At 68.6% G+C, this 25864-nt stretch carries 28 protein-coding genes and 2 pseudogenes; 17 read left to right on the forward strand and 13 right to left on the reverse strand.

What is annotated here, in order from left to right:
• Positions 1–349: 349 nt before the first annotated feature.
• The 5 genes from ACFVYE_RS08795 to ACFVYE_RS08815 all read right to left on the reverse strand — a co-directional run bounded on the left by ACFVYE_RS08795 (position 350) and on the right by ACFVYE_RS08815 (position 5507).
• Positions 350–1069 carry an alpha/beta fold hydrolase gene (locus tag ACFVYE_RS08795; protein ID WP_371098186.1) on the reverse strand — a complete coding sequence of 240 codons (720 nt, stop codon included), beginning with the start codon at positions 1067–1069 and terminating at the stop codon, positions 350–352.
• A 17-nt stretch (positions 1070–1086) separates the two neighbouring features.
• Entirely contained in the window at positions 1087–2049 is a 963-nt protein-coding gene (locus tag ACFVYE_RS08800; RefSeq protein ID WP_389604759.1) for an alpha/beta hydrolase, read from the reverse strand.
• Positions 2050–2238: 189 nt separating this feature from the next.
• Entirely contained in the window at positions 2239–2967 is a 729-nt protein-coding gene (locus ACFVYE_RS08805; protein ID WP_383959951.1) for a helix-turn-helix transcriptional regulator, read from the reverse strand.
• Positions 2968–3159: 192 nt separating this feature from the next.
• The gene (locus tag ACFVYE_RS08810) at positions 3160–4026 is read right to left on the reverse strand and encodes an alpha/beta fold hydrolase (RefSeq protein WP_371099188.1); all 867 of its coding nucleotides are present in this window, start codon (positions 4024–4026) and stop codon (positions 3160–3162) included.
• Positions 4027–4241: 215 nt separating this feature from the next.
• Positions 4242–5507, reverse strand: coding sequence for a PucR family transcriptional regulator (locus ACFVYE_RS08815; protein WP_383959955.1), 1266 nt, complete (start codon positions 5505–5507; stop codon positions 4242–4244).
• 404 nt (positions 5508–5911) lie between these two features.
• On the opposite strand from ACFVYE_RS08815, the gene ACFVYE_RS08820 reads away from it, so the two are divergent.
• Positions 5912–6187 carry a hypothetical protein gene (locus ACFVYE_RS08820; RefSeq protein WP_383959959.1) on the forward strand — a complete coding sequence of 92 codons (276 nt, stop codon included), beginning with the start codon at positions 5912–5914 and terminating at the stop codon, positions 6185–6187.
• 377 nt (positions 6188–6564) lie between these two features.
• Here ACFVYE_RS08820 and ACFVYE_RS08825 read toward each other — a convergent pair whose 3' ends face one another.
• Positions 6565–8307, reverse strand: coding sequence for a pyruvate dehydrogenase (locus ACFVYE_RS08825; protein WP_371098094.1), 1743 nt, complete (start codon positions 8305–8307; stop codon positions 6565–6567).
• A gap of 417 nt (positions 8308–8724) precedes the next feature.
• On the opposite strand from ACFVYE_RS08825, the gene ACFVYE_RS08830 reads away from it, so the two are divergent.
• From ACFVYE_RS08830 to ACFVYE_RS08860, 7 genes are all read left to right on the forward strand, one after another.
• Entirely contained in the window at positions 8725–9150 is a 426-nt protein-coding gene (locus tag ACFVYE_RS08830) for an SsgA family sporulation/cell division regulator (protein ID WP_389604762.1), read from the forward strand.
• 93 nt (positions 9151–9243) lie between these two features.
• Complete coding sequence (locus tag ACFVYE_RS08835) at positions 9244–10359, forward strand: LLM class flavin-dependent oxidoreductase (protein ID WP_371098092.1); 1116 nt, start codon at positions 9244–9246, stop codon at positions 10357–10359.
• Positions 10356–10952 (forward strand): CE1759 family FMN reductase, encoded by a 597-nt coding sequence (locus ACFVYE_RS08840; RefSeq protein ID WP_371098091.1) that lies wholly within the window; start codon positions 10356–10358, stop codon positions 10950–10952. Before ACFVYE_RS08835 ends, ACFVYE_RS08840 begins: the two co-directional genes overlap by 4 nt.
• A gap of 80 nt (positions 10953–11032) precedes the next feature.
• Positions 11033–11413, forward strand: a complete 381-nt coding sequence (locus ACFVYE_RS08845) for a WhiB family transcriptional regulator (RefSeq protein ID WP_389604765.1) — start codon at positions 11033–11035, stop codon at positions 11411–11413.
• Positions 11410–11865, forward strand: a complete 456-nt coding sequence (locus ACFVYE_RS08850) for an SsgA family sporulation/cell division regulator (protein WP_389604767.1) — start codon at positions 11410–11412, stop codon at positions 11863–11865. Before ACFVYE_RS08845 ends, ACFVYE_RS08850 begins: the two co-directional genes overlap by 4 nt.
• A 212-nt stretch (positions 11866–12077) precedes the next feature.
• On the forward strand, positions 12078–12419 hold the full coding sequence (locus tag ACFVYE_RS08855; RefSeq protein WP_389604769.1) for a GNAT family N-acetyltransferase: 342 nt from the start codon (positions 12078–12080) through the stop codon (positions 12417–12419).
• 149 nt (positions 12420–12568) lie between these two features.
• Positions 12569–13816, forward strand: coding sequence for an MFS transporter (locus ACFVYE_RS08860; protein WP_383959975.1), 1248 nt, complete (start codon positions 12569–12571; stop codon positions 13814–13816).
• 200 nt (positions 13817–14016) lie between these two features.
• On the opposite strand, the pseudogene ACFVYE_RS08865 reads toward ACFVYE_RS08860, so the two are convergent.
• Together ACFVYE_RS08865 and ACFVYE_RS08870 are read right to left on the reverse strand one after the other, a co-directional pair.
• A pseudogene (locus ACFVYE_RS08865) lies at positions 14017–14643 on the reverse strand (response regulator).
• 276 nt (positions 14644–14919) lie between these two features.
• A pseudogene (locus ACFVYE_RS08870) lies at positions 14920–15054 on the reverse strand (alpha/beta hydrolase); the annotation flags it as partial.
• A 28-nt stretch (positions 15055–15082) separates the two neighbouring features.
• Here ACFVYE_RS08870 and ACFVYE_RS08875 point away from each other — a divergent pair.
• Positions 15083–15445, forward strand: coding sequence for an alpha/beta fold hydrolase (locus tag ACFVYE_RS08875; protein WP_383959978.1), 363 nt, complete (start codon positions 15083–15085; stop codon positions 15443–15445).
• Between the two features lie 82 nt (positions 15446–15527).
• On the opposite strand, the gene ACFVYE_RS08880 is transcribed toward ACFVYE_RS08875, so the two are convergent.
• The 4 genes from ACFVYE_RS08880 to ACFVYE_RS08895 form a co-directional block, all read right to left on the reverse strand.
• Positions 15528–16487: a helix-turn-helix domain-containing protein gene (locus ACFVYE_RS08880; protein ID WP_189280730.1), complete on the reverse strand. Its 960-nt coding sequence runs from the start codon at positions 16485–16487 to the stop codon at positions 15528–15530.
• 131 nt (positions 16488–16618) lie between these two features.
• Positions 16619–17206, reverse strand: a complete 588-nt coding sequence (locus tag ACFVYE_RS08885) for an alpha/beta hydrolase fold domain-containing protein (RefSeq protein WP_389604772.1) — start codon at positions 17204–17206, stop codon at positions 16619–16621.
• On the reverse strand, positions 17154–18197 hold the full coding sequence (locus ACFVYE_RS08890) for a terminase large subunit domain-containing protein (protein WP_383959985.1): 1044 nt from the start codon (positions 18195–18197) through the stop codon (positions 17154–17156). The genes ACFVYE_RS08885 and ACFVYE_RS08890 overlap by 53 nt, the downstream gene beginning before the upstream one ends.
• Positions 18178–18339, reverse strand: coding sequence for a hypothetical protein (locus tag ACFVYE_RS08895; RefSeq protein WP_383959988.1), 162 nt, complete (start codon positions 18337–18339; stop codon positions 18178–18180). Before ACFVYE_RS08895 ends, ACFVYE_RS08890 begins: the two co-directional genes overlap by 20 nt.
• A gap of 719 nt (positions 18340–19058) precedes the next feature.
• Here ACFVYE_RS08895 and ACFVYE_RS08900 point away from each other — a divergent pair.
• Positions 19059–19343 (forward strand): type II toxin-antitoxin system Phd/YefM family antitoxin, encoded by a 285-nt coding sequence (locus ACFVYE_RS08900; RefSeq protein WP_383959990.1) that lies wholly within the window; start codon positions 19059–19061, stop codon positions 19341–19343.
• An 83-nt stretch (positions 19344–19426) separates the two neighbouring features.
• Here ACFVYE_RS08900 and ACFVYE_RS08905 read toward each other — a convergent pair whose 3' ends face one another.
• Positions 19427–20416, reverse strand: coding sequence for an ABC transporter permease (locus ACFVYE_RS08905; RefSeq protein ID WP_389604775.1), 990 nt, complete (start codon positions 20414–20416; stop codon positions 19427–19429).
• A gap of 106 nt (positions 20417–20522) precedes the next feature.
• Here ACFVYE_RS08905 and ACFVYE_RS08910 point away from each other — a divergent pair, with 106 nt between their 5' ends.
• The 7 genes from ACFVYE_RS08910 (at position 20523) to ACFVYE_RS08940 (ending at position 25776) form a co-directional block, all read left to right on the forward strand.
• On the forward strand, positions 20523–21143 hold the full coding sequence (locus tag ACFVYE_RS08910) for a TetR/AcrR family transcriptional regulator (protein ID WP_389604777.1): 621 nt from the start codon (positions 20523–20525) through the stop codon (positions 21141–21143).
• Positions 21144–21281: 138 nt separating this feature from the next.
• Positions 21282–21584 (forward strand): urease subunit gamma, encoded by a 303-nt coding sequence (locus tag ACFVYE_RS08915; protein WP_389604779.1) that lies wholly within the window; start codon positions 21282–21284, stop codon positions 21582–21584.
• A gap of 15 nt (positions 21585–21599) precedes the next feature.
• Entirely contained in the window at positions 21600–21911 is a 312-nt protein-coding gene (locus ACFVYE_RS08920; protein ID WP_327276578.1) for an urease subunit beta, read from the forward strand.
• Positions 21904–23625, forward strand: coding sequence for an urease subunit alpha (locus tag ACFVYE_RS08925; RefSeq protein WP_389604781.1), 1722 nt, complete (start codon positions 21904–21906; stop codon positions 23623–23625). Before ACFVYE_RS08920 ends, ACFVYE_RS08925 begins: the two co-directional genes overlap by 8 nt.
• Before the next feature lie 13 nt (positions 23626–23638).
• Positions 23639–24301 (forward strand): urease accessory protein UreF, encoded by a 663-nt coding sequence (locus ACFVYE_RS08930; RefSeq protein WP_383959999.1) that lies wholly within the window; start codon positions 23639–23641, stop codon positions 24299–24301.
• Between the two features lie 27 nt (positions 24302–24328).
• The gene (gene ureG, locus ACFVYE_RS08935) at positions 24329–25006 is read left to right on the forward strand and encodes an urease accessory protein UreG (RefSeq protein ID WP_383960001.1); all 678 of its coding nucleotides are present in this window, start codon (positions 24329–24331) and stop codon (positions 25004–25006) included.
• Positions 25003–25776: an urease accessory protein UreD gene (locus ACFVYE_RS08940; protein ID WP_389604784.1), complete on the forward strand. Its 774-nt coding sequence runs from the start codon at positions 25003–25005 to the stop codon at positions 25774–25776. The genes ureG and ACFVYE_RS08940 overlap by 4 nt, the downstream gene beginning before the upstream one ends.
• Positions 25777–25864 lie beyond the last annotated feature (88 nt).

Below are 25864 nucleotides of genomic sequence, written 5' to 3' on the forward strand. Positions count from 1 at the left end.
GGGCGGGGCCAGGCCCCTCACTCGGTGGGCCGCAACGCGGTTTGAGGTCGCCCTTGGTGCAGCCGGGAAGTCGGTTCGGCCGTCGACGGTTCGCTCATGCGGGCCGGTTTCCCGGCCTTCCGCTCGATCCGGCCTGCCTGGACGTCCACAATTGGTGTGGTCGGCCGACCAGAGAGTGGTGGAAGAAGCCGTCGCTGTTGTACGCGGCCTGATTGGGGCGATCTCCGGTAGATGGAGGGAGCCGTGCCAGGCGAACGGTGGTACGCCGTCTACCGGGCGCGGCCTGCGGTGAACTCCTGCAGAACGTAAGGTACTTGCCTTGCCCTCCCCCGTCCTGCGGCCGCGTGCATCAACTCGTCGCGCGAACGGCGTCGCGGATCAGGTCCGCCACCGCCGTCGGCCGGGAGACGGCGACCGCGTGGGAAGCGCCTTCCAGTTCGACGGTTGTCGCGCCGGCCCGCTTGGCTCCGAAGCGCTCGACCTCGGGGTTGATCGCCTGGTCCGCGCCGGCCACGAGGGCCCAGCAAGGTTTCGTTCGCCAGGCCGCCGAAGAGGCCGTCTCGGTGAACGCCGAGGCGGCCAGCGGACGTTGGGAAGCAGCCAGCACCCTGACGACGGACGGGGAGACGTCGGCGGCGAAGACTGAAGGGAATGCCTCCGGGGCGATGCTGACCTCGGTGGCGGTCTTCCCTCCGTCGGCCGGGTAGGTCCACTGCTTCAGGCTGCCGACGAGCGGAGAAGCGGGAAAGCGGTCCTGCAACTCGCTGAGGCTCTCGCCTTCTTCGAGGGCGTAGGCGGCGACGTAGACGAGTCCGACGACGTTGTCCGCAGTGCCCGCCATGGTGATCAGCGCACCGCCGTAGGAGTGGCCGACCAGGATGACCGGACCGTCGATCTGGGAGACCACAGAGGCCAGGTAGGCGGCGTCGCAGGTCAGGCCGCGCAGTGGGTTGGCCACCGCGAGGACCGCGATGCCGTCGCGCTGGAGTTCGTCGATGACGCCGAGCCAGCCCGCCGCGTCGGCGAAGGCGCCGTGCACGAGGACGACCGTGGGAGGAGCAGGAGACATGTGTGGACTCATTCTTCTCACACCGTGTTCAGTGCGGTGCGCAGGGTGTCTGTGGCCAGTGTGATGGCGGCCTGGGCGGCGTGGGTTTCGCGGAGGGTGTTGAGCATGACGAAGTCGTGGATGATGCCCTGGAAGCGGACGGCGGTGACGGGGACGCCGGCTTCGCGCAGCTTGTTGGCGTAGGCCTCGCCTTCGTCGCGCAGCACGTCGGCCTCGCCGGTGATGACCAGGGCCGGCGGCAGGCCGGTGAGCTGTTCGGTGGTGGCCCGTAGCGGGGAGGCGGTGATCTGGGCGCGGTCGGCCTCGTCGGTCGTGTACTGGTCCCAGAACCACTGCATGCCGTCGCGGCGCAGGAAGTAGCCCTCCGCGAACTGGTGGTAGGAGCCGGTGTCGAAGTTCGCGTCGGTGACCGGGTAGAAGAGCACCTGCTGCACGAGCGGGATGTCGCCGCGTTCCTTGGCCATCAGGGTCAGTGCGGCGCTCATGTTGCCACCGACGGAGTCGCCGGCGACGGCCAGCCGCGAGCCGTCCAGGTTCTTGGATGCGCCCTGCTGGACGACCCACTTCGCGACCGCGTAGTTCTGCTCGATGGCGACCGGGTAGCGGGCCTCGGGGGAGAGGTCGTATTCGGGGAAGACCACGGCGGCGTTCGCGCCGACGGCGAGTTCGCGTACGAGGCGGTCGTGGGTGTGGGCGTTGCCGAACACCCAGCCCGCGCCGTGGATGTAGAGGATCACCGGCAGGGTCCCTTCCACGCCGGCGGGGCGCACGATGCGTGCGCGGACGCTGCCCGTCGGACCGCCCGAGACGGTGATCCATTCCTCGTCGATCTGCAGCTTGTCGGTCTCGCCGGACTGCACCTCGTCGACCGCCTTCCGGCCCTCGGCGGGCGGCAGGTCGAACAGATAGGGCGGATTGGCGGTCGCTTCGGCGAAAGCAGCAGCCGCCGGCTCCAGCACCGGCTCTACAACGTCGGACATACCGAACTCCTTGTTTCCGATGGTGTGCCGGACCTGCCGGCAGGAAGGGGGAAGGGCCGCGCGCGACGGCGCTTCTCACGGCCACGGCGCCACGCTAGGACGCCGTGGCTCCTCGGATGACCTGCCCGTGCACCAGTGCTGGCGCCGTAGCGCACTCACATGGCCCGTCGGCGGCACCGGACGCAGGTGTCAGAGATTCCGTCCTTGGACGGAAGCCGAGACCTGCCATTCGCTGGGTGACTCGCCGTAGGTCTGGCGGAAGAGACGGCTGAAGTGGGAGGGGCTGGCGAAGCCCCAGCTCTGCGCGACCGCGGCCACGGAGCGCCTGCGGTTCGACAGCCGGCCGAGGTCGAGGCGGCAGGCGGCGAGCCTGCGCTGCCGTACATGCGTACTCACCGTCGTACCGTCGCTTTGGAACAGTTTGTGCAGGTAGCGGACGGATATGTGGTGGGCGCGCGCGATCGACTCCGGCGACAGGTCCGGGTCCATCAGGTTCTCTTCGATGTACGACCGTATGCGGGCCAGCATCACGCTGCCGTTCTCGGTGGACTCGGACCGGTGAGGCGCGAGGAGTTCGGCGACGAGCAGGGCGATGACGTCCACGGCGTTGAGGGCGAGCCGCTTGCCGTTCATCGAGTTCCACAGCCCGTCCTCGCCGATCAGCGCGGCCAGGAACTTCGACACCAGTGCCGCGACGCCGCCGGCTCCGCTGACCCGGAGACCCGTCAGGTGTCGCACCTCGTCCTGTGCGATCCCCAGATAGGAGCAGGGGATGCGGAAGAACACGAATTCATTGCCGCATACCAGGTGCTCGGGGCGCAGGGCGTCGAGGAGAACAAGGTCACCGGCCGCCGGGGAGGGCTGAGCTTCTCTGTTCGGAAACGTCTCCGGTGAGGGGCATTTGAGTCCCAGGTACAAGCATGCGTCATCACCTTTCGGCGACGCCCAGGGAAGTGTTCTGCAGTGTCCGGAATCCGCGCCTTGCGGTATTTGGCTAGTGTGTGTTTCTGCGTTTTTCGGCATGCGTGAAATGACCGACGTGGTCACCATGAGCTCCAGTCGTGCCGTCGTTCGTCAAAGTGATGTGAGGTGCCCGCGTTCTGCGCGGATTTACGGGATCGCGGCGGAAGGGACCGCGTCCGCCACTTCGGAAAGGAAGGTGTCGACCACCGCGTTGAAGGCAGGCGGGTTTTCGAGGAAGGGGAAGTGGGAGTTCGCCACACTGGCCGGGAAGACATGGAGCCGCGCGCCTGGAATCCGGCCGGCGATGAACTGCTGTGAGGCTGGGCTCACATGACTTCCCTCGCAGCCGATCACCAGGGTCGGCACGTCCACTCGGGGAAGGACGTCGCGCCAGTCCTGCGCGCAGTGGTCGTAGAGCAGGGGCACCCCGGCGTAGGACGGGGTCGACTTGATCTGTTCGGCGACGAACGCGATGAGGTCGCGGTCGGGGTCACCGGAGAACATGCCGCGCACGAAGTCGTCACGCACTCGCTCGCCGTCCGGGCCAGCCAGCGCGGCGCCGAGTTCCAGCAGCCCGGCCACATCGAAGATGGCGCCGGAGTCCCGCTGCTCCTCGGGGGTCAGCCAGGGAACGGCCGCCACGGCCGCGGGCTGGTCCACGGCGATGAACCGGCGGATCCGGCTGGTGCCGTACTGGTCGATGAAGCTCCACCACACCGAGGCACCCATCGACCAGCCGAGCGCGTCGAAACGATCGAGGTCCAGGTGATCGACGAGGTCGAGGACGTCTCGGGCCAGCCGGGCGATGCGGTAGCCGTGCCGCGGTTTCTCCGAGAGCCCGTGGCCCCTGAGGTCCAGTGTGATGACGCGGCGGGCCGGAGCGAGACCGTCCATCTGATGCCGGAACATCTCCTGGGTCTGTCCCCAGCCGTGCAGCATGACCAGGGGAACGCCATCGCCCCCGCTGTCCCGGTAGGTCAGCCGCACGCGGTCGTTCGTCGTCAGCTCGCCCATGGTCCCTGCCTCATTCTCCTGCCAAGCCTTCACGGCGTACCTTGCTCCGCTGTGTCGGCAACCCACGTGATGGCCGGCCGACGTGGTCGTCGGCTCGCGCCTGAACCCATTGTCGGTCGATCAGGTCCGTCGCCACCACCGCGCTCCGTAGGGATTGCTCGACGAAAACCACGTCACTTCGTAGCAGTGGAACCGACAGGCGGGGCAGGGGGCGGTCAGTCCGTTGAGTCGGTGGTGGCGTGCCCGTCCGGTTGCAGCAGTTCCCGGATACGCAGGCCAAGGTGCAGGACCAGCCGGTCCGCGCCGCTGTCCAGGTCCAGCCCGGTGATCTCCTGGATCTGCCGCAGCCGGTAGTACAACGAGGTGCGGTGGATCTGCAGCGCTTCCGCGGTCCTCGGGACCGAGCCGGCGTGCTCCAGGAAGGACTGCAGGGTCTCCTCCAGGCGAGGTCCCTGTCCCCCGGCGGCCGCGAGCAGGGCGCGCAGCGGCTTGGGCAGCAGGGATGCGTTCAGGGCGTGATCCGGAAGCTGGAGGAGGACCGCGAACTCGCGCAGTTCCTCCCACTCGCCGACGCGCTCGAAGTGGGGCATCCGTCGGGCCGCGCGGGCTGCCACGAGTGCCTGCTCATAGGAGACCCACGCGTCGGCCACGCCGCTCTGACGCCCTCCGATGCCGAGCACGGGAGCGGCGGCGGCGTCCAGGAAGGTGTCGAGGGCTTCGACGATCCGACGGGACTGCTCCTTCAGTTCCTGCGGATGCGGCGACTGCTCGCTCAGCTGGAGCAGGACCGCACGGTCGGTGGTGACCGCGACGGCGCCGTGCGCCGACCGCGTGCGGCGGAACCTCTCCAGCGCAGCACGCAGCGCGGTCTCGACCTGCCCGGGTGGCTCGTGGGAACGAGCCACCTGCACGACGCTGACCACGGCGTGCGGGGCGTTCGGGAGCACGCCGGTGTCCAGGATCTGCTGCTGGGCGGCACGGCGCGCGGTGGGGCTCGTGTCGAGCAGGGCCCAGGGCAGTTCCTGCGCGCCGCTCTCCTCGGCTTGGTCGGCCACATGTTCCGCGTACATCTGGGCCGCGACGGCCTGGGCTGACGCGGCGATCGCGGCCGTCTCGTCCGCTGTCAGGTTCTTGTCAGCGGAGACGACCATGAGCAGGCCGAGAAGGTGCCCGCGTTCTCGCAGTGGCACGCAGTAGCGCGGAAGCAGTCCCAGGTCGTCTCGGCCTTCGATGTACCCCGGCTTCGCCCACTGGACAACGCCCTGGTCGAGTACGTACCGGATGATCTCGCTGTCCGCGAGGCCCTGCAGCAGGCTGCGGATGCGTACCGGATCCGCGTCGTCAAAGTGCCTGCTGGAGCAGATGAACCTGACGAGCGGGTCGTCGAGGACTACGGAACGCTGCAGCCTCTCGGCCAGCTCCCCCACGAGTTTCTGCAGTGCGTCGCTGCCCGCCCGAGCCCGTTGCAGCTGTTCAGCCATTCCGATCCTTCCTCTGATCTACTTTCTACAAGGTGTGAATCCGGGACTCCAAATTTTCGACAGTGTGAGGTGCGGCACCCAGCTCGTCCCACGGTGTCCGATTTGCGGCCGTGAACAATCGTAGGGGGCTGGTGCGGGCGGCCGTGCGGATACCGATTGGAGTTCTGGCCAAGGGGTGGCGAGCTGTGTCGGGGCGAGGAGCCGGGCAGCATGGCGGCGCGGCTTTGCACGGGCCTTGTGTCCTCCTGGCTGAGCCGCTGTACCGGGCGTCGGCGTCGGCCAGGAGGGTGTCGGCAGCTACGGCGCCGGGCTGGCCACATTCCTCGACCAGGCCGGCCAGCGAACAGGGCGTGGAGGCATTGCGTCCCAAACGGCCCGCCGTCCGTGGCAGACGCAAGAACGACATGATCGATGCCATCCGTGCAGCCAAGGAAGCACTGGCCAAGGGCCACCTCATCCGGCCCGGGCTGAGAGGAGAGCGCGGCGCCCTGTGCGTCCTGCTCGTCACCCGCCAAGGCGCGGTCCTCGCCTCCACCGCCGCGATCAACCAGCTCGAGGGCCTGATCGTGCCCGCCCCCGACGATCTCCGGGCCGAGCTGCGGGACCTCGAGCGACCGCGCAGATCACACGTTGAGCTCAGCTACGGGACCGCCCGGCCCACGGCGTCGAACACCGCATGACCGCACGGGCCCTTCGGTCCACCGCGCAGTGCATCCAGGCCCTGCAGACCGACGCCAAGGCCCCCGAGAACGAAATCCTCAGCCCGTAGTCCGGCTGACCTCGAACTCCTCGACCTGCTCGGCGTCGTACCGATCACCGCCGCCCGGCTCCTGGTCAGCTGGTCCCACCCGGTCCGGTTCCGGTCCGAAGCGGCCTTGCTTCCTTCGCCGGAGTGCCACCGATTCCCGCGCTCAAGCAAGCCGTCTGCAGACAGCTCTTCAAGATCCTCGACGCTCCGACCGCACCAGCGGAACGAGCCTCGACGATCTTCAAGCGGCTTGACGCGCTATAGCGGCCTCGACGTGGTCGATGGTGCCCTTGGTTCTCAGAGCCTTGTTTATGGACGCGGAACGTTTCGGACGTTTGTCCGCGCGAGCTGGATCATGCGCCCGACACCTCCGGTGAGGACGGTGCGGCTCGCCGACAGAGCGAAGCCGGTGAGCTGCTCGGAGGTGATCTTCGGCGGGATCGCGAGTGCGTTGGGATCGGTCACCACGTCGACCAGCGCCGGCCCGTCGTGCGCGAAGGCCGCACGCAGGGCGTCACGCACCTCGGTGGGCTTCTCGACCCGGATACCCCGCGCACCGGCGGCCGTGGCGATGGCCGCGAAGTCAGTGTCCGGGTACCCGGTGCCGTACGGCGGCAGCCCGTCCACCATCATCTCCAAGTCGACCATGCCCAACGAGGAGTTGTTGAAGACGACCACTTTCACAGGCAGCCCGTACTGCACCAGCGTCAGGAAGTCGCCCATGAGCATGGAGAAGCCGCCGTCGCCCGACAGCGATACCACCTGACGCGTCCGGTCGAGGAACTGCGCACCGATGGCCTGCGGCAGGGCGTTGGCCATCGAACCGTGCACAAAGGAGCCCAGGATGCGGCGGCGGCCGTTCGGCGTCAGGTAGCGGGCGGCCCACACGCAGCACATCCCGGTGTCCACGGTGAACACCGCGTCGTCGGCAGCCTCCTCGTCGAGTACCGCCGCCACGTACTCGGGGTGTATGGGAGTGTGCTTGTCGACGTTTCGTGTGTAGGCGCCGACGGCACCCTCCAAAGCGTGGACGTGCCGGTCCAGCATCCGGTCAAGGAACCGGCGGGACGGCTTCTCCTGCACGGCCGGGAGCAGGCACCGCAGCGTCTCACGGACGTCGCCCCAGACGGCGAAGTCCAACTGAGTTCGACGGCCCAGCCGTTCGGGCTGAATATCGATCTGGACCGTTCTGACGTGCCGTGGCAGGAATTCCGTGTACGGAAAGTCGGTGCCGAGGAGAAGCAGCAGGTCGCATTCGTGCATGGCCTCGTACGCGGCGCCGTATCCCAGAAGTCCGGACATGCCGACGTCGTACGGGTTGTCGTACTGGATGTGTTCCTTGCCTCGGAGCGCATGGCCGACCGGGGCCTTGACCTTCTCGGCGAACGCCATCACCTCGGCGTGTGCACCGGCGACACCCCGGCCGCAGAACACCGTCACCGTCTCGGCGGCGTCCACCAGCTCCGTCAGCCGGGTCAGTTCCTGATCGGCAGGACGGACTGCGGGCCGGTCCAGCGGCATCGCGAGTTCGGCCCTGCCGACCGGAGAGTTCTCCGCGGCGATGTCTCCTGGCAGCGCTACGACGGACACTCCGCGCCGGCCGACCGCATGCTGAATCGCCGTCTGCACCACCCGCGGCATCTGCCGGGGCGAGGAAATCAGTTCCGAGTAGTGACTGCACTCCTCGAACAGCCGGTCAGGATGCGTCTCCTGGAAGTACCCGGTTCCGATCTCGCCGCTGGGGATCTGCGCAGCCAGCGCGAGGACGGGAGCCATCGACCGGTGGGCATCGAACAGGCCGTTGATCAGGTGCAGATTTCCTGGCCCACAGGACCCCGCGCACGCCGCCAGCCTGCCCGTGAGCTGCGCTTCGGCGCCGGCAGCGAAGGCCGCGACCTCCTCGTGTCGGACCTGGACCCACTCCAGGGCGCCGTGCCGTCTGATCGCGTCGATGACGGGGTTCAGGCTGTCGCCCACCACCCCGTACATGCGGCGCACTCCGGCGCGGGCCAGGAGGTCGACGTACTGCTCGGCAACGGTCTGCTTGGGCATGGGTGCTCCTCGAATGGTCGCTCACGGGGCGGTGGCCAAAGTAATGAGGCGCCGAGCAGACCAGTTGTCCCTCCGTGCACGGTGAGGGGTCCGGCAGTGCACCACGGCCGCGCTCGGCTTCCAGCACATGGACGCCGGACAACCGCCGTTTGAATCAGGCTTGGTGCGACGCCGGTCGACGGCTCTCCCCGACCACAGGCGGTCTGTGCGGCGAGCCCCGGCCCCATGTCCACCGGCAAGGCACCGCGTCGTTGCCGGAACGGCTGCCGTTGGGACGGCGGCATTCATGAAGACGCTCGCCGGAACATAGTTCTTTCACGGGCAATGCTCCGTGCGTTCCTCGACAACCTGTGCCAGCCACCGGAATTTAGGGTCGGGCGTAGAAAACCGCTTCTGCAATCATTCTTTGGGGCAACCATGGATCAGCGTCTCAGCACGGTCACGTGCACAGTGACGGCGCACGTCAGCGTCCCGAAGGGCATGCCCGCTCCGTTGTCCGCGGAGCTGCACTACGACATGGCGGACCCCTACGCCATCCGCCTTTCCCTCGGCGCGCCGATGAAGAGCCCCGTCGACTGGGTGTTCGCTCGCAAGCTGGTGACTGAGGGGCTGCGCCGGCCGACCGGTTCCGGTGACGTGCTGGTCATTCCTCGGCACCGCTGCCACCCGCACTCCCTACGTGTCGTCTTGAGGAATGTCTCCGGCACAGCATTGGTCGAAATGGCGGTTTCGGAGGTGACTGCATTCCTTCGGCGGACCTTTGCACTGGTGCCCGAAGGAGCGGAAAGCCTCCACATGGACCTCGACCGCGCCATCAGCGAGCTCACAGGCAGAAGAGGCTGACGGACCGCCCCGGTCGCACCCTGACGGATGCCCAGGCCGGGCACTGCACTACAGCCGTCCACTCAGCTCGTATTCACCCGAGAGGAATTCCGAGTGACCCAGAAGAGCGAAACGACTTCCACACAGTTCGGCATCTTCACCGTCGGTGATGTCACCCCTGACCCGGCCACGGGCCGTACGCCGACCGAGCGTGAGCGCATCAAGGCCATGGTCGCCATCGCGCTGAAGGCCGAGGAGGTCGGGCTCGACGTCTTCGCGACGGGCGAGCACCACAACCCGCCGTTCGTGCCCTCGTCGCCGACCACGATGCTCGGCTACATCGCGGCGCGGACGGAGCGGCTGATCCTGTCCACCTCCACCACCCTCATCACCACGAACGACCCGGTGAAGATCGCCGAGGACTTCGCGATGCTCCAGCACCTGGCTGACGGCCGGATGGACCTGATGATGGGGCGCGGCAACACGGGCCCGGTGTATCCGTGGTTCGGCAAGGATATCCGGGAGGGCATCAACCTGGCCATCGAGAACTACGCCCTGCTGCACCGCCTGTGGCGTGAGGACGTCGTCACCTGGGAGGGCAAGTTCCGTACCTCGTTGCAGGGGTTCACCTCCACGCCGCGGCCGCTGGATGGGGTGCCGCCGTTCGTGTGGCACGGTTCGATCCGTTCGCCGGAGATCGCGGAGCAGGCCGCGTACTACGGTGATGGCTTCTTCCACAACAACATTTTCTGGCCGGCCGACCACACCAAGCAGATGGTCGAGCTGTACCGGGAGCGGTACGCCCACTACGGGCACGGCACGCCGGAGCAGGCGATCGTGGGTCTGGGCGGGCAGCTGTTCATGCGGAAGAACTCGCAGGACGCGGTGCGTGAGTTCCGGCCGTACTTCGATGTGGCGCCGGTCTACGGGCACGGCCCGTCGCTGGAGGAGTTCACCGAGCAGACGCCGCTGACGGTGGGCTCGCCGCAGCAGGTGATCGAGAAGACGCTGTCGTTCCGCGAGTACGCCGGTGACTACCAGCGCCAGCTGTTCCTGATGGACCACGCGGGGCTGCCGCTGAAGACCGTGCTGGAGCAGCTGGACCTGCTGGGCGAGGAGGTCGTGCCGGTGCTGCGCAAGGAGTTCGCCAAGGACCGTCCGGCCGATGTGCCGGACGCGCCGACCCACACGTCCCTGCTGGCCACCGCAGAAGAAGGAGTCCGCGCATGAAGCTCGTCGTCGTCTCGGCAGGGCTGAGCGTTCCGTCCTCCACCCGGCTGCTCGGCGACCGGCTGGCCGCCCGGGCCGCCGGGCGGACCTCGGCGGACGTGACCGTGGTCGAGCTGCGCGACCTCGCCGTGGAGATCGCGCACAACTTCACCAACGGGTTCCCGGGGCGGGCGCTGGGCGCCGCGTTCGACGCGGTGGCGGCGGCCGACGGCCTGATCGTCGTCACGCCGGTGTTCTCCGCGTCGTACAGCGGGCTGTTCAAGTCTTTCTTCGACGCGCTGAGCGTGCACGACGAGGGCGCCCTGGCCGGGAAGCCGGTGCTGATCGCCGCGACCGGCGGCACCGCTCGGCACTCCCTGGTCCTGGACCACGCGCTGCGCCCGCTCTTCGCGTACCTGAGGGCCGTCGTCGTTCCGACCGGGGTGTACGCCGCCTCCGAGGACTGGGGCGCTGAAGGGCTCGACGGCCGGATCGAACGGGCCGCGGGCGAACTGGCGGCACTGATGACCGGATTGTCCACGGTCAGGAAGCCTGCCGGCGAGAGCCCCGCCGTGGTGCCCTTCGAGGCGCAGCTCGCCGCGCTGAAGCCATAGACCCGGCCAGCGCATTCCCCGTCAGGTCATGGAACTGTTCCTCCCCCAACAGCTCCGCAGGTACATGGAAGGAGAATTCGATGAAGACACAGACCAAGCCACAGACCAAGTCGCTCCTGCGGGTATGGGAATGGCAGGCCGACGCCGCATGCCGCGGTATGGACAGCTCAGTCTTCTTCTCGCCGACCGGCGAGCGGGGCCATACACGCCGTCGACGCGAGGAGGTGGCACGAGCCATCTGCCGTCGGTGCCCCGTAAGTGATCCCTGCGGCCTCTTCGCCATGACATCCGATCAGAACTTCGGCGTCTGGGGCGGACGAACCGAGGCCGAGCGCCGCTCCGGGACCGACGTCATTCGCCGGCCCGGCACACAGCCCAAGGGGAAGCAGCAGGGGTTCATCGGCAGCCCTGATGGGCTGCTTCCAGCGTCCGTTGAACGTCGAAAGGCAGAACCATCATGAGCACACAACCGCTCCGCGACGAAGGGGGACGACCACCGAACGGCGTCATCACCGTGGATCTCGCGGTCGACTTGGTGATTACTTCCACCGAGGCGGTGCCGTTGTCGGCACGCCTCGTCTACGACCCGCAAAGTCCCTTCACCGCGCTCCTTGAAGTGTCCAGCCACGACGACCGGGAGAACGCCCATTGGAGCTTTGCGCGAGACCTTCTTCAGACGGGCCTGAACAAGCCCTCCGGGGACGGTGACGTCCGCATCTGGCCACCGTGTCGCTGCAGCAACAGACCCGAAGTGCGGATGCTCCTGCGAGGAACCAGCGGCTCAGCTCTCCTGGACGTACCCAGCGAGCCCTTGCGTGAATGGCTGGTGCGCACGTGGGAAGCCGTCCCTCCGGGCGAGGAAAATGCGCGGATCAACTGGGACGCCATCCTGAGCGCGCTGCTCAGCAGCTGACGATGCTCGCCATGGGTCGACGTGACCCGGTAACAGCCACCTCGCGCGGCGTTTCCAGCAGTACTTCGAGGCAGCCCATTGAGGCCCGCCTCCACTCGGTCCGGACTCCTTCACAGGTGGAGACAGTCGGCCGCCGCCATGACAGCGTCGCACGCTCTGCCCCACGCAACCCTCACTCCACGCACAATCCCGACACGCCTGAGAGGCACGCAATGACACGACCCGCCGACGCTCCGATCGTTCAGCGAGTGGCCGACAAGCACCGTTACGAGATCCTGGTGGACGGCAAGGTCGCCGGCTTCACCGCCTACCGCGACAGCGCCGACCAGCGCGTCTTCTACCACACCGAAATCGACGACTCCTACGCCGGGCTGGGCCTGGCCTCACAGCTCGTGCAGCAGGCGCTGACCGACGTCTGCGCCTCGGGGCAGCGCATCGTGCCTGTCTGCCCCTACGTCGCGAAGTTCCTCAAGAAGCATGACGAGTTCGACGACATCACCGACCCCGTGACCCCTGAGATCCGGCAGTGGCTGGCAGCCGTGCTGTCACGTTGATCGTTTCCGCTATTGCATGCCCAACAGGTACCGGTCGACGCTGCTGCTCATCTCTGCACGAGATGACTGATATCCCCGATCATCGCTCCTGGTGAGGAAGGGAAAGCTGCGTTCCCGTGGTTGTGCCTGCGTGACGAAAGAAGGTGCACATGTCCACAAGGTCTAACCTCCGTACTTCGCCCCGGTCCATGGGGGCCTCACAAGGCGTGCCAGGCTGGCTGGTCGCGCTCCTGGCCGTCGCGTCCGGGACGACGGTCGCCAACCTCTACTACGCACAGCCTCTGCTGTCCTCGCTGAGCGGTGTCTTCCACATCAGCACAGCCACGGCCGGGATACTGATCACGCTCACCCAGGTCGGCTACGTCTTCGGCATGATCTTCCTGGTTCCGCTGGGCGACCGGCTGGAGAAGCGCAATCTGGTCACCGTCCTCCTGATGATCACGGCCGTCGCCCTCGTGGCAGCCGGCCTCGCCACGAGCTTCCCCATGCTGCTGATCGCGTCGCTGATCAGCGGTGCCACCTCCGTCGTGGCTCAGATCCTGGTGCCCTTCGCGGCGAACCTGGCCCCGGACCATGCCAGGGGCCGCATCGTCGGACGGGTCATGAGCGGTCTACTTGCCGGCATTCTGCTCTCCCGAACCCTGAGCAGCCTGGTCTCCGACATCGCAGGCTGGCGCGTCGTCTTCCTCGGCTCCGCCGCTCTGATGGCCGTGCTCACGGTGGCCCTGCGTGCGGCCCTGCCACAGCACGCACCCACCACATCCATTCCGTACCACCACGTGCTGCGCTCCACCGTCCAGCTGGTGCGCACGCATCCCGCGCTGCTGCGTCGAGGGCTGTACCAGGCGGCGATGTTCGGCGCGTTCAGTGCGTTCTGGACCACTGTCTCGTTTGTTCTGACCGGTCCCCGCTTCCACTACTCACCGGTCGGAGTCGGCGTCTTCGCCCTCGTGGGCGCGGCCGGAGCAGCCATCGCTCCGTTCGCCGGGCACTGGGCCGACCGAGGACTCGTACGTCCCATGACCGGGGCTGCGTTCCTTGTGACCGCGCTGGCCTTTGCTGTCGCGGGTCTGGGCGGGCACAGCATCGTCCTGATCGCCCTGGCTGCGATCCTGATCGACATGGCTGTGCAGACGACACTCATCCTGGGGCAGCACACCGTCTACCAGCTCGACCCGACCGCCCGCGCCCGCCTCAACAGCGCCTTCATCGCCATGTTCTTCGTCGGCGGTGCGATCGGCTCCCAGCTCGGGGCGATCGTCTACCACGCTGCCGGCTGGGCCGGCCTGACCGGCTTGGGCGCCGCTCTCCCGCTGGCCGCTCTTGCCTACTGGGCCGTTGAACGCCAACCGCAGACGGCCTCGACAGAGAGCACCTCGCCAGACTCGTCCGCCTGACGCAGACCAGTCGGGCCTGATCAAGTCCAACCGGCAATAGAAATCGGATAGGGAACATGTGCGACTCCACGTGACCATGGAGTCCCTTACGTTCAGTGGGATTTGCTCAACGTCGGTCCCCATCGGGTTCCGTTGAGGGCAAGGGCGTGGCCGAAGGCGGCGTCTTCGCGCGACCGCTTCGCTGGGAAAAATCCAGCCGGTCAGGAGGTGAGTCCGGTATCGCGGGCGAGGAGGGCGGCCTGGACGCGGTTGTTGACGTCAAAGGTGGTGAGGATGCGGCTGACGTGGGCCTTCACCGAACTCTCGTGCATGGCGAGGCGGGCGGCGATGTCGGCGTTGGTGTCGCCCTGTGCGAGGAGGGCCAACACGTCGCGTACGCGCCGGGTGAGCTGGCCCAGGAGGGCCTGCGCCGCAGTGGACCGAGGCTGGTTGGCGACGTGGTATCGGCCAATGAGGCGGCGGGCCGCGGACGGGTGGAGCATGGCGGAACCGGCGGCCACGAGGTGGCGCGCAGGATTTCGGCGGGATCGGTGTCCTTGAGGAGGAATCCGTCGGTTCCGGCGGCAGGGAGCTGTAGACGTGCTCGTCGAGGTCGAAGGTGGTGAGAGTGATCACCTTCGGGGGTGGGGGAGAGCGTGGAGCCGGGTGGTGGCGGTAATGCGTCCATGCGGACGTCGACGAGGGCGACATCGATGCGGTGGCCTGTTCGATGACCTGGAGACCGTCGGCGGCCTGGGCGACCACTTCGAGCCGTCGTCGGCGTTGAGAAAGTCGGCCAGGCCGAGGCAGACCAGGGCGTGGTCGTCGACGATCATGGCGCGGATCACGGGGGAGACCCTTCTGTTCGGTGCCGACGGGGTGGGGGATGCGGGCGGCAAGCCGCCAGGCGCCGGCGCCTGGCGGGGCCCGCGGCGAGACGTCCTCCGAGGGGGTGACGCGTTCGTGCAGGCCGGCCGGACGCCCGGGCCTGCCGACGGGCCGGACGCCGCCCCGAGGCGCCGCTTCGAGGTGGACCTCCGGTCGATGACCCGGATCAACCTGCGCCCCATCGCCTCACCGGTGCCGCTGGGCTCCCGTCATCACGGAGGCGATCGCCACCGTGAAGAGGCGATGTAGGCGGCGTCGTCGACGAGGCTGCGGTTGGGTATGGCCGGGGCCACCACCTCCAGGCTGGCTGCCGTCAGTCCGGGAGTGACGCGGGCATAGCGGGAGGCGTCGGCGACGGCGCCGTGGACCAGGACGACGGTGGGATCTACGGGTCAGGACATGAGAGAACTCACTCGGTGCCGGTCGAGCACTTCCCCGACCCTCTTTGCCGCGGATGTGGACCCCGAGTTCGCTGCGGTGCTCGCCGTTTCCCGACACCCGCTGTCCGCACGGGCCTTCACGGAGACCGCGCCGGTCGCGGCATGGAAGACCAAGCCCTCGTGGGCCCTGATCGCCACCTCCGGCCGGACCCTCAACCCCGATATGGAACGCTACGGCTACGAGCGCGCCGGCATGACCACCACCGAGGTCGACTCCTCACACATGGTCATGCTCACCCCCAGCCCAAGCGCTTGGCCGAGCTCATCCAGGACGCGGTCCGATCCACCGCTCACTGGCCCGCTCCCCGGGCCGCGTCCGTGAGATCCCGCCCCCGCCAAGGCGGGATCGGCACGCTCGCACGGGCCCGTCCGTGCGGTGCGGCCGGGCGGAGCGTCGCCTCGGTTCACACGTGGCGCGTGCTGGACTGCCAGTCCCTGGGCGACATCCCGTACGCGGTGCGAAAGGCCCGGCTGAAGTGCGACGGGTTCACGAAGCCCCAGCGCTGAGCCACCGCCGAGACAGTAGGTGCGGACCTCGACTGCCTGGACAGCTCCCGTCGGCATCTCTCCAGGCGCTCGCGATGGATCCAACGGCTCACCGTGGTCCCCTCCGCCTGGAAGATCTTGTGCAGATACCGGACGGACATGTGGTGCGCGCACGCGATCATCTCCGGAGAGAGACCTGGATCGGCCAGGTGTCGCAGGATGTACTCCTTGATACGGGCCAGCATCCCGCGGGCCACCTCCGACGCGTGGGGGTTCAGTAGCCCCTGCCGCTCGCGTACCAGCACCGTCAGCAGATCGACGGCAGTCATCGCGAGTTGCCGGCCTGTGTACGGGTCGAACCCGGCCGCCCGGTCCGCCAGACGTTCCAGATGGCCGGCGACGACTCCGGACGTGCCGCAGTGGCTGTCGAAGACGGTCCCCGTGATCGCCCGCAGTTCGGTGTCCGTCACGGCCAGCACATCCTTCGGCACCCGGATCGATGTGAACCGGTAGTTGTCCGGCTGTTCCCTGCCGTAGGGCCGGCCGGCGTCGGAGCAGGTAAAAGTACCGGGGCGGACCAGGGCCTGGCGCCCGTCCTGAGTGAGCCGCCCGGTTCCCTGGTGCTGGAGCGTGATGGTCATGTACTCCGCTCCGCCCCTGGAGATCAGGGAGGCGTGGCGCGACACGCTCGCCGGGCCTGCCTCGACCACCGAGATCTGGAGGGGGCCGAGCGTATCGACGGTTATCGTCCCCATCGCGGGCTCGCGCTCGTGCAGCGTGACGTCCATCGGAACCAAGGTGTCGGAGACGATGCTCTGCCAGTAGTCGGCCCGCTCGGACGGAGGCAGCGGCTGTACGGAGAGTACGACGGACATCATGACCTCTCGTCATGGTCGTGCAGACGCTCCCTGGGGAGCGTCGGAACAGTAGGAATTCCAGTCTCGAACCATCAGCTGTCGTCGCCATCAGTCACCCGACTGGTGCTCTGTCCAATATCCCGTACCCCGGCTCATGCTCCTGCGACGGCGGGCAGGTGGCGTCCCCGCCGCGCGCCGGCCGGGGACGCGCCATGCGTCCTCGGACACCGCAGGCGAGCGCGGAGGAACCTGCCGCCGAGCCGTACGGCCGCCCGCATCGACGGGCTGGTGCGCAGCGCGGTCAGTGACACGAAGCCGTGAACCGTGCCCTGGAATCGTGCCGAGGGCGCGGCGACACCGGCCCGAGGCAGCCGGTCTGCGTACGCCTCCGCCTCGTCCCTGGTGGCGTCGGCCTCCGCCGTGACGACCAGTGCCGGTGCGGCAGTCCCGCGAGCGCGGTCGTACTCGCACGCAGCGGGGCCGCAGTCGGCTCGTCCCGCTGCCGGGGATCTACCGCGTACTGCCGCTGGTATGACCGTACGGCCTCCCCGGCGCCCTCCTCGGCCAACGCCACCCGGACGGCACCCTGCAGTACGTCGCAGCGTCGGCACCGGATGGAGCGACACCGAACGCACCACCCTCGCCGCAGCCTCCGTCGACACCTGCCCCTTCACCGAGACCCACGGGTCACCGGAGCCCAATGGGTACTGCCGCGTCTCGGCGACGACGATGCGGGCCATGTCGAGGCCGCCGAACACGACGACAGAGGTGCGGTTGGTGTCGATCCAGGCACGGCCCAGACTCCGCCCTCCGGCGGCCGGGGCTGCTGCTGGTACAGGGCGGCGAAGACTCATCGACGCGCCTCCTGGTCTTGGCGTGGTGGACGGCATCGAAGCGTTCGGGCCACAAGGGTTCGCCGATCTTCCGGCCGAGGATGTCGTCTGGGCTGTCGGCGATGGCGGGTAGTTCGATGACGTGCCACTCGTTCGCTTCGGCTTCGGCGAGGATGCGGCCGGAGAGGTCGTCTTCGTGCCAGCGGGTTTGGATGACGCAGATCGCCCCATCGGGCTCCAGACGGGTCTGGAGTACGGCCTGCCACCAGTCCCACACGCGTTTCCGCATGGTCGGGGAGTCGGCGTCGGCCATGTCCTTGACCGGGTCGTCGACGATCGCGATGGAGGCGCCCTTGCCGGTGAGGCCGCCGCCGATCCCTGCGGCGGTCAGCCCGCCCTCGTGGCCGTGAAGGTTGAAGCGGTTGCGGGCCTTGGAGCCGGGGTTGAGGTGAATGCCGAGGTCGTCACCCCATGTCTGGATGGCGTCGCGGATCCAGGCGCCGTGCTCGTCGGCCAGGTCCGAGGAGTAGGAGCCGATGATGACCCGGGGGTGCGGGTACTTCCGCAGGGACCACAAGGGGCCCCAGCGGCTCGCGCGGCGGGACTTGCCGTGCCGGGGAGGCATGGACAACACGACCCGGTCGCGGCGACCTTCGGCCATGTCGATCCATGCGGTGTCCACCAGGTTGAGGTGCCGTGCCTGCATCTCGCGTCGGTCGGTGAGGACGGCTGCAAGGGCGCCGGGGGACCTGTCCATGGCGATCTGCTGCTCAACCCGCAACAGCTTCGCGAGGAGGGACGGCTTGGCTTGGGCGGCGATGGGGTGGCGCTGTCCGGCCGAGAGGCTGCGATACCGGTCGAGGAGCGCGATCTCCCGGTCACTCGTCGGGGGACGCATCCACGGCCTCCTCGGTGACGGCGATCAACGCCTCCAGCTCGGCGAGGTCCGACGTCTCGACCTTGAGAGGGCTGCCGGCGCCGCCGGTGATCTCCTTCTTGTCAGGCCGGTCGAGGCCGAGGAGCTTGGCCCGGCGTTCCATGACGCGAAGGGCTCGGTCGATGGCGGGTAGTTCGCCGTCGCGGATGGCCTGCTTTTAGGCGACGAAGAACAGGCGGTCGAGACGTTCTGCCTCCACGGCGCGCAGCTCGTCAACCTGTTCGTCGAGCTCGGTGGTGCGTTCCTTCAGAGCCTCGCGGACGTCTTTGCATGCGGCCCGGATCAGGGCGTCTTCGGCTCGCCCAGTACGTCAAGCGCGAGGCATACCCTGAAGCCGTCGAGCAGGCCCACGCCGACTTCGCCAGCCTGGAAGGCGGCGAAGTCCCCGGGCCCCGCCTCACTCTCCGTGGCTGAGCGTCACTGTGATTGCAGAGAGTTGCTTGCCGCTTAGCGGCAGCTTCGGGAGAACAGGGCACACGCGGCGACGGCGGCGGGCGCGGGCCGCGCTGCTTGTGGGACCAGACCGAGGCTGTGCGCGCGGTATGTCGGTCTCGGTGAGCGGCCCGCCGACGCCTTCGGGCCGGCCGGGAGACCTCACGGCCAGGACGTCTGGCTGCACCAGCCCGATCGCGTCATGTGAGGCGTCGATCCCCGCTGAGACCCGCCAGGATCCAGGGCCACCAGAAATCTCTTCGTCTCGCCTCGTCTCACACATCTCTCACAGACGAGAGCACACGGGAGCACGCGAGAGCCTCTGACCTGGATAATCGCTGTCGCCACGGACCACGGCGGACCAGGTGGACATTACATAGGCTAGGGAGCATGGCCTACGAGATTCCGGTGACGCAAGCCCGAGCTGAGCTCGCCGAACTGATCAACCGCGTTGTGTACGGCGGCGAGCGAGTGGTCGTGACGCGGCACGGCAAGCCGCTCGTGGCGCTCGTCTCGGCCGCTGACCTGGAGCGACTCGAAAACGACGAGTCGGCTGCCGAGGAGCAGGTGATCAGCTCGGTCTCCTCGATCGGCTCCTCCGTGTCCGCTCCCGGCGAACGGCGGCGCTTCGGCATCGCGGCGGAACACAGGGGGCACCGCGAGCCGGGCAGTTGAGCACCCCGCTGACGTCCCGTAACGCGGAAATGCCGTGCATCTCCGTCCGTTGCGGCGGGGGTGCACGGCATGTTCGAACGGGGTCAGCCCGCCAGGACCGGCTCCGGGGTGCTGGGGGCGGGCGCGGCCGGCGGCTGGGCCCGGCGTCGGCCGCCGATGAGTACCGCTGTCAGTCCGAGCGCCGCCCACAGCGTGAGCGTGAGCAGCGCACTGCCCGCACCGCTGCCGTCGAAGAAGGCCACCGACCGCAGCAGTGAGCCGCCCGCACCCGGCGGCATCAGCTGCCCGATCGTCCCGATCGGCCGGGGCAGCAGCTCGGGCGCGCTGGTCACGCCGGAGAACGGGTTTCCGAGCAGCACCATCAGCAGGGCGCCGAGGCCGACGCCGGGCGGACCGATCAGCGCGGCGAGCCCCGCCACCGTCCCGCCGATGGCCATGACGGTGAGGCCCAGCGTCCCGGCCTCGGCCCACCAGTTGCCGGTGATCACGCCGAGCCAGTTGTCGGTCAGTGCCGCCGCGCCGGTCCCGGCCAGCGTGGCCGCGCCGATGAGTGCCAGTGCGGCCCGGCCCCCGCGCAGCCGAAGCATCGTGACCGCGGAGCCCGAGAGGACGCCGGCGATCGCCAGTGGCAGGAAGCTCGCACCGAGTGCGCTGCCGCGCGGATCCCCGGCGGGCGCCGCCACCACATCCGCGACCTGCACCTGAGTGCCTTCGGGCGCCCGGGCGGTGACCGCTTCGCGCAGCAGTTGGGCCACCACCGGGCTTGCCGCGGATGCGGTCAGCAGTTGCGGGCCCTGCGGGGTGACCACGACCGCGCCGTATACGGACCGGTCCTCTATCGCGCGGCGGGCATCGGCCGCGGAGGGGTAACGATGGACCTCGAAGGCGTCCTCGCGCTGCTCGAAGCGCTGCTGCATCCGATCGGCGGCCGGTACGGAACCGGCTACCCCGATGGGCAGACCGTGTGGTGCGATCCGGGCCGCGGGCCAGGCGAAGGCCCAGAGCGCGAGGATCACCACCACGGGGATCAGCAGGATGACCGCCACCAAGCGGCGGTTCGGGGTAGCGGACACGAGAGGCCTCGATTCAAAGAGAATGATCGTTCGTTTTAGATAATGGCCACATTGACCGTGGGTCTCGGAGCTTGTCAAGAAGGAACGTTCGTTTTACTTTTGTGGTATGGCCCGTGTATCCCAGGAACACCTCGACGCCCGCCGTCGGCAGATCATCGACGGCGCGGCGCGCTGCTTCGCGCGCGACGGCTTCCACGGCACGTCGATGCAGGGAGTGCTGAAGGAGGTCGGCCTGTCGGCCGGTGCGGTCTACCGCTACTTCAGCGGGAAGGAGGACCTGATCGCGGCCATCGCCGATGAGGCGGTCGGCGGCGTCAGGCGGGCGTTCGAGGAGGCCGCCCGTGTCTCGCCGCCGCCTGCTCCCGATGTGCTGATCGGCCGTGTGGCCCGCTCGCTGTTCGAAAGTACCGGGGGTGGCATGGGCCGACAGGCCTATGCCGGGCTGATCGTGCAGGTGTGGTCCGAGACTCTGCGCAGTGAGCGGCTGGCTGCCATGCTCGCCGAGGCCTTCGGGGGTTTGCGGGCGGCGTGGACGGAGCTGGTCGACGTGTACCGCGACATCGGCCTGCTCGGCTCCGATGTGTCCGCCGATCATGTGGCCCGCACGCTGATCGCCACCGCCCAGGGCTTCATCGCCCAGCTGGCGATGTTCGGTGACGCCGAACCCGAAGTGCTGGAGAACGGCCTGCGCGGCCTCATGTCCATGAATCTGCAAAAGATCAGTTAACGCGCCGGAAAAACTTCGGCTCTAACGTGCAATACCTCGCCGCGAGAGACCGGTTCGACGTTCAACATTCTGTTGACGGCGGCTAGTGTCTCGCTGCGCCCAGGGCCGGTACTGGGCACAGGACTGTGAGGTGGAAGCATGCAACTGACCCCGCATGAGCAGGAACGCCTGCTCATCCATGTTGCTGCCGACGTGGCTCAGAAGCGTCGGGCGCGCGGACTGCGGCTCAACCACCCCGAGGCGGTCGCGCTGATCACCACCCATCTGCTGGAGGGTGCCCGCGACGGCCGTACGGTCTCCGAACTGATGGCATCGGGCCGCAAGGTGCTCTCCCGCGCGGACGTCATGGACGGGGTGCCCGAGATGATCCATGACGTCCAGGTCGAGGCCACCTTCCCGGACGGCACCAAGCTCGTGACCGTCCACGAGCCGATCGTCTGACGGGAGGCGTCACGGATGATTCCCGGAGAGATCCTGTACGGAGACGGGCCCGTACCGTTCAACGAGGGCCGGTCCGTCACCCGCCTCACCGTTCTCAACGCCGCCGACCGGCCCGTCCAGGTCGGTTCGCACTATCACTTCGCCGAGGCCAACCCGGGCCTGGACTTCGACCGTTCGGCCGCCCGCGGACTGAGGCTGAACATCGCCGCCGGGACCGCCGTGCGCTTCGAACCCGGCGTACCCGTCGACATCGAGCTCGTCCCCCTCGCCGGACGGCGCATCGTCCCCGGCCTGCGCGGCGAAACCGGAGGTGCCCTGGATGGCTGAACTCGACCGCGCGGTCTACGCCGACCTGTTCGGCCCCACGACCGGCGACCGCATCCGGCTCGCCGACACCGATCTGCTCGTCGAGATCGAGGAGGACCGCTCGGGCGGCCCCGGACTCGCGGGAGACGAGGCAGTTTTCGGCGGAGGCAAGGTGATCCGCGAGTCGATGGGCCAGGCGCGCACCACCCGCGCCGAAGGCGCCCCGGACACCGTCATCACCGGCGCCGTGATCATCGACCACTGGGGCATCGTCAAGGCGGACATCGGCATCCGCGACGGCCGGATCACCGGGATCGGCAAAGCCGGCAACCCGGACACCATGGACGGCGTCCACCCCGATCTGGTCATCGGCCCCGAGACCGAAATTGTCGCGGGCAACGGCAAATTCCTCACCGCGGGCGCCATCGACGCCCATGTCCACTTCATCTCGCCGACCATCGTCGACCAGGCGCTCTCCGCCGGTGTCACCACGCTCGTCGGAGGCGGCACCGGACCGGCCGAGGGCACCAAGGCGACCACGGTCACTCCGGGAGCCTGGCACCTTGCCCGGATGTTCGAGGCTCTGGAGACCTACCCCGTCAACGTCGGGCTGCTAGGCAAGGGCAACACGATGTCGGGCGACGCCATGCGCGCCCAACTGCGCGGGGGCGCCCTCGGATTCAAGATCCACGAGGACTGGGGTGCCACTCCCGCCGTCATCGACGCCTGTCTGAACGTGTGTGAGGAGAGCGGCGCGCAGCTCGCCATCCACACGGACACCCTCAACGAGGCCGGCTTCGTCGCCGATACGCTCGCGGCCATCGCCGGACGCTCCATCCACGCGTACCACACCGAGGGCGCCGGCGGCGGGCACGCCCCGGACATCATCACCGTGGTCTCGGAGCCGTACGTCCTGCCCAGTTCCACCAATCCGACCCGGCCGCACACCGTCAACACCATCGAGGAACACCTCGACATGCTGATGGTCTGTCACCACCTCAACCCCGCTGTGCCGGAGGACCTGGCCTTCGCCGAGTCCCGGATCCGTCCCTCCACCATCGCGGCCGAGGACATCCTCCACGACCTCGGGGCGATCTCGATCATCTCCTCCGACGCCCAGGCGATGGGCCGCGTCGGCGAGGTCGTCCTGCGCACCTGGCAGACCGCCCATGTGATGAAGAAGCGCCGCGGTGCCCTTCCCGGCGACGGCCGGGCCGACAACCACCGGGTTCGTCGTTATGTCGCCAAATACACCATCAACCCCGCGGTCGCCCAGGGCCTCGACCGGGAGATCGGTTCGGTCGAGACCGGCAAGCTCGCCGATCTGGTGCTGTGGGAACCGGCGTTTTTCGGCGTCAAGCCGCAGACCGTCATCAAGGGCGGGCAGATCGCGTACGCGCAGATGGGCGACGCCAACGCGTCCATCCCCACCCCGCAGCCGGTGATGCCGCGGCCGATGTTCGGCGCACTCGGCCGGGCGCCCGCCGCCAACTCGTTCAACTTCGTGGCGAACGCGGCCATCGAGGACGGGCTGCCCGAACGCCTCGGTCTCGGCAAGCGGTTCGTTCCGATCACCAGCACGCGCGGCGTCACCAAGGCCGACATGCGGGAGAACGACACACTGCCGCAGGTCCACGTCGACCCCGACAGCTTCGCCGTGACGATCGACGGCGAACCGGTCGAACCGGCACCCGCCGCGGAACTGCCCATGGCCCAGCGCTACTTCCTCTTCTGATGCGGACCACGTGATGAGCCGCGCAGCCCTGCTCGTCCTCGCCGACGGCCGGTTCCCCGCAGGTGGCCACGCCCACTCCGGCGGCGCCGAACCGGCCGTGAAGGAAGGACGTATCCGTAACGCCGAGGACCTCGCCGAGTTCTGCCGGGGCCGCCTCCACACCACCGGACTCACGGCCGCCGCACTCGCCGCGGCGGCCGCCCACGGCCATGACCCGCTCGCGCTCGACGAGGCCGCCGATGCCCGCACCCCGTCACCCGCGCTGCGGACCGTCGCGCGCAAACTCGGCCGGCAGCTGATGAGGGCGGCCCGCGCCACCTGGCCCAGTACCGAACTCGCCGCGCTCGCCCAGGCCCGGCCGCGCGGTGCCCACCAGCCCGTCGTGCTCGGCCTCACCGCACGCGCGGCGGGACTCGGGCCCGAGGACGCCGCGCACTGCGTCGCCTACGAAACCGTCAGCGGACCGGCCACCGCCGTCGTTCGCCTGCTCTCCCTCGACCCCTTCGAGGCCACCGCCGTCCTCGCCCGCCTCGCACCCGAACTCGACCGGATCGCCCAACAGGCCGCCGCGGCGGCGCACGGAACCATCGACGCACTGCCTGCCGCCTCCGCCCCCCTCCTCGACATCGCCGCCGAGGCGCACGCGGCCTGGCCGGTCCGCCTGTTCGCCTCGTAAACCTGCAAGAACCAGGAGCCGAACCCCATGCACCTCGACCACGCCCAACACGGTCCCGCCGCCGTGAGCGCCGATGCCGCCCGCCCCGACGGCACCCGCCGCGCTCTGCGCATCGGACTCGGCGGACCGGTCGGCTCCGGCAAGACCGCGACCGTCGCCGCCCTATGCCGGGCTCTGCGCGACCAGCTCTCCATCGCTGTGGTCACCAATGACATCTACACCCGCGAGGACGCCGCCTTCCTGCTGCGCCATGCCGTCCTGCCGCCCGAGCGCATCCAGGCCGTGGAGACCGGCGCCTGCCCGCACACCGCGATCCGGGACGACATCTCCGCCAACCTCGAAGCCGTCGAGGACCTGGAGGACACCGTCGGGCCGCTCGATCTGATCCTGGTCGAATCCGGCGGCGACAACCTCACCGCCACCTTCTCCAAGGGTCTGGTCGACGCCCAGATCTTCGTCATCGATGTGGCGGGCGGCGACGACATCCCGCGCAAGGGCGGTCCCGGCGTCACCACTTCCGACCTGCTCGTCATCAACAAGACCGACCTCGCCCCGTACGTCGGATCCGATCTCGACCGAATGGCTCAGGACGCCGCACAGCAACGCGGGCCGCTCCCCGTGGCCTTCACCTCACTCACCTCGGAGGAAGGTGCGGGGCCGGTCGCGGACTGGGTGCGGGGGCAGCTCGCCGCCTGGACCGCATGAGCGTCCAGGCCACCGCCCGCATTGCCGCGGTCCTCGACAGCCGGGGCGTCACCTCGCTCCCCGTGCTGGAGAGCGACGGGCCGCTCGCCCTGCGCCGGACCCGGGCCGCGAACGGCCCGTACGCCCGTGTCACCGTCGTCGGCGCCATGAGCGCGCCGCTCGGTGGCGACCGGCTCGCCATCGAGGCACGGGTCGAGGAAGACGCCCGGCTCACCGTCGACTCGGCCGCGGCCACCATCGCCCTGCCCGGGCCGGGAGCGGCCGCCGAACCCGCCACGTACGACATCGAGTTGAACGTGGGGGAGCGTGCCGAGCTCTGCTGGCTGCCGGAGCAACTCGTCTCGGCGCACGGCAGTGTCCTGCACATGGCCACGCGGGTGGAACTCGCCGCCACCGCACGGCTGGTGCTGCGCGAGGAGCAGATTCTCGGCCGCCACGGCGAGAGCACCGGCACTCTCACCAGTCGCCTCACAGTGCGCCGATCCGGCCGACCGCTGATCGACCAGCAGGTCGCGTACGGGCCGGGAGCACCCGGCGGCTGGGACGGCGCGGCCGTCCTGGGCGGCCACCGGGCCGTCGGTCAACTCCTCGTCGTGGACCCGTCGTTCGACGACAAATGCCCCGAAGTATGCCTGCTGGGGCCGACAGCCGTCCTCACACCACTCGTCGGTCCGGCTGTGCTGGTGACAGCGGTCGCCCCCGATGCACGCCTGCTGCGCAGGGTCCTGCACGACGCACTGAGCGATGTGCTCGGCACCCCGGCGGGGTGAATACCGCTCAGCGGGACATGGGTGTCCGGTTATCGATTCGGTAAAGAAGTGAGTGTGTGATCTGTTCTCAGGAACCTCACAGACGACA

It is taken from the genome of Streptomyces sp. NPDC058239 (assembly GCF_042882185.1).
In the GTDB taxonomy this organism is placed as follows: domain Bacteria; phylum Actinomycetota; class Actinomycetes; order Streptomycetales; family Streptomycetaceae; genus Streptomyces.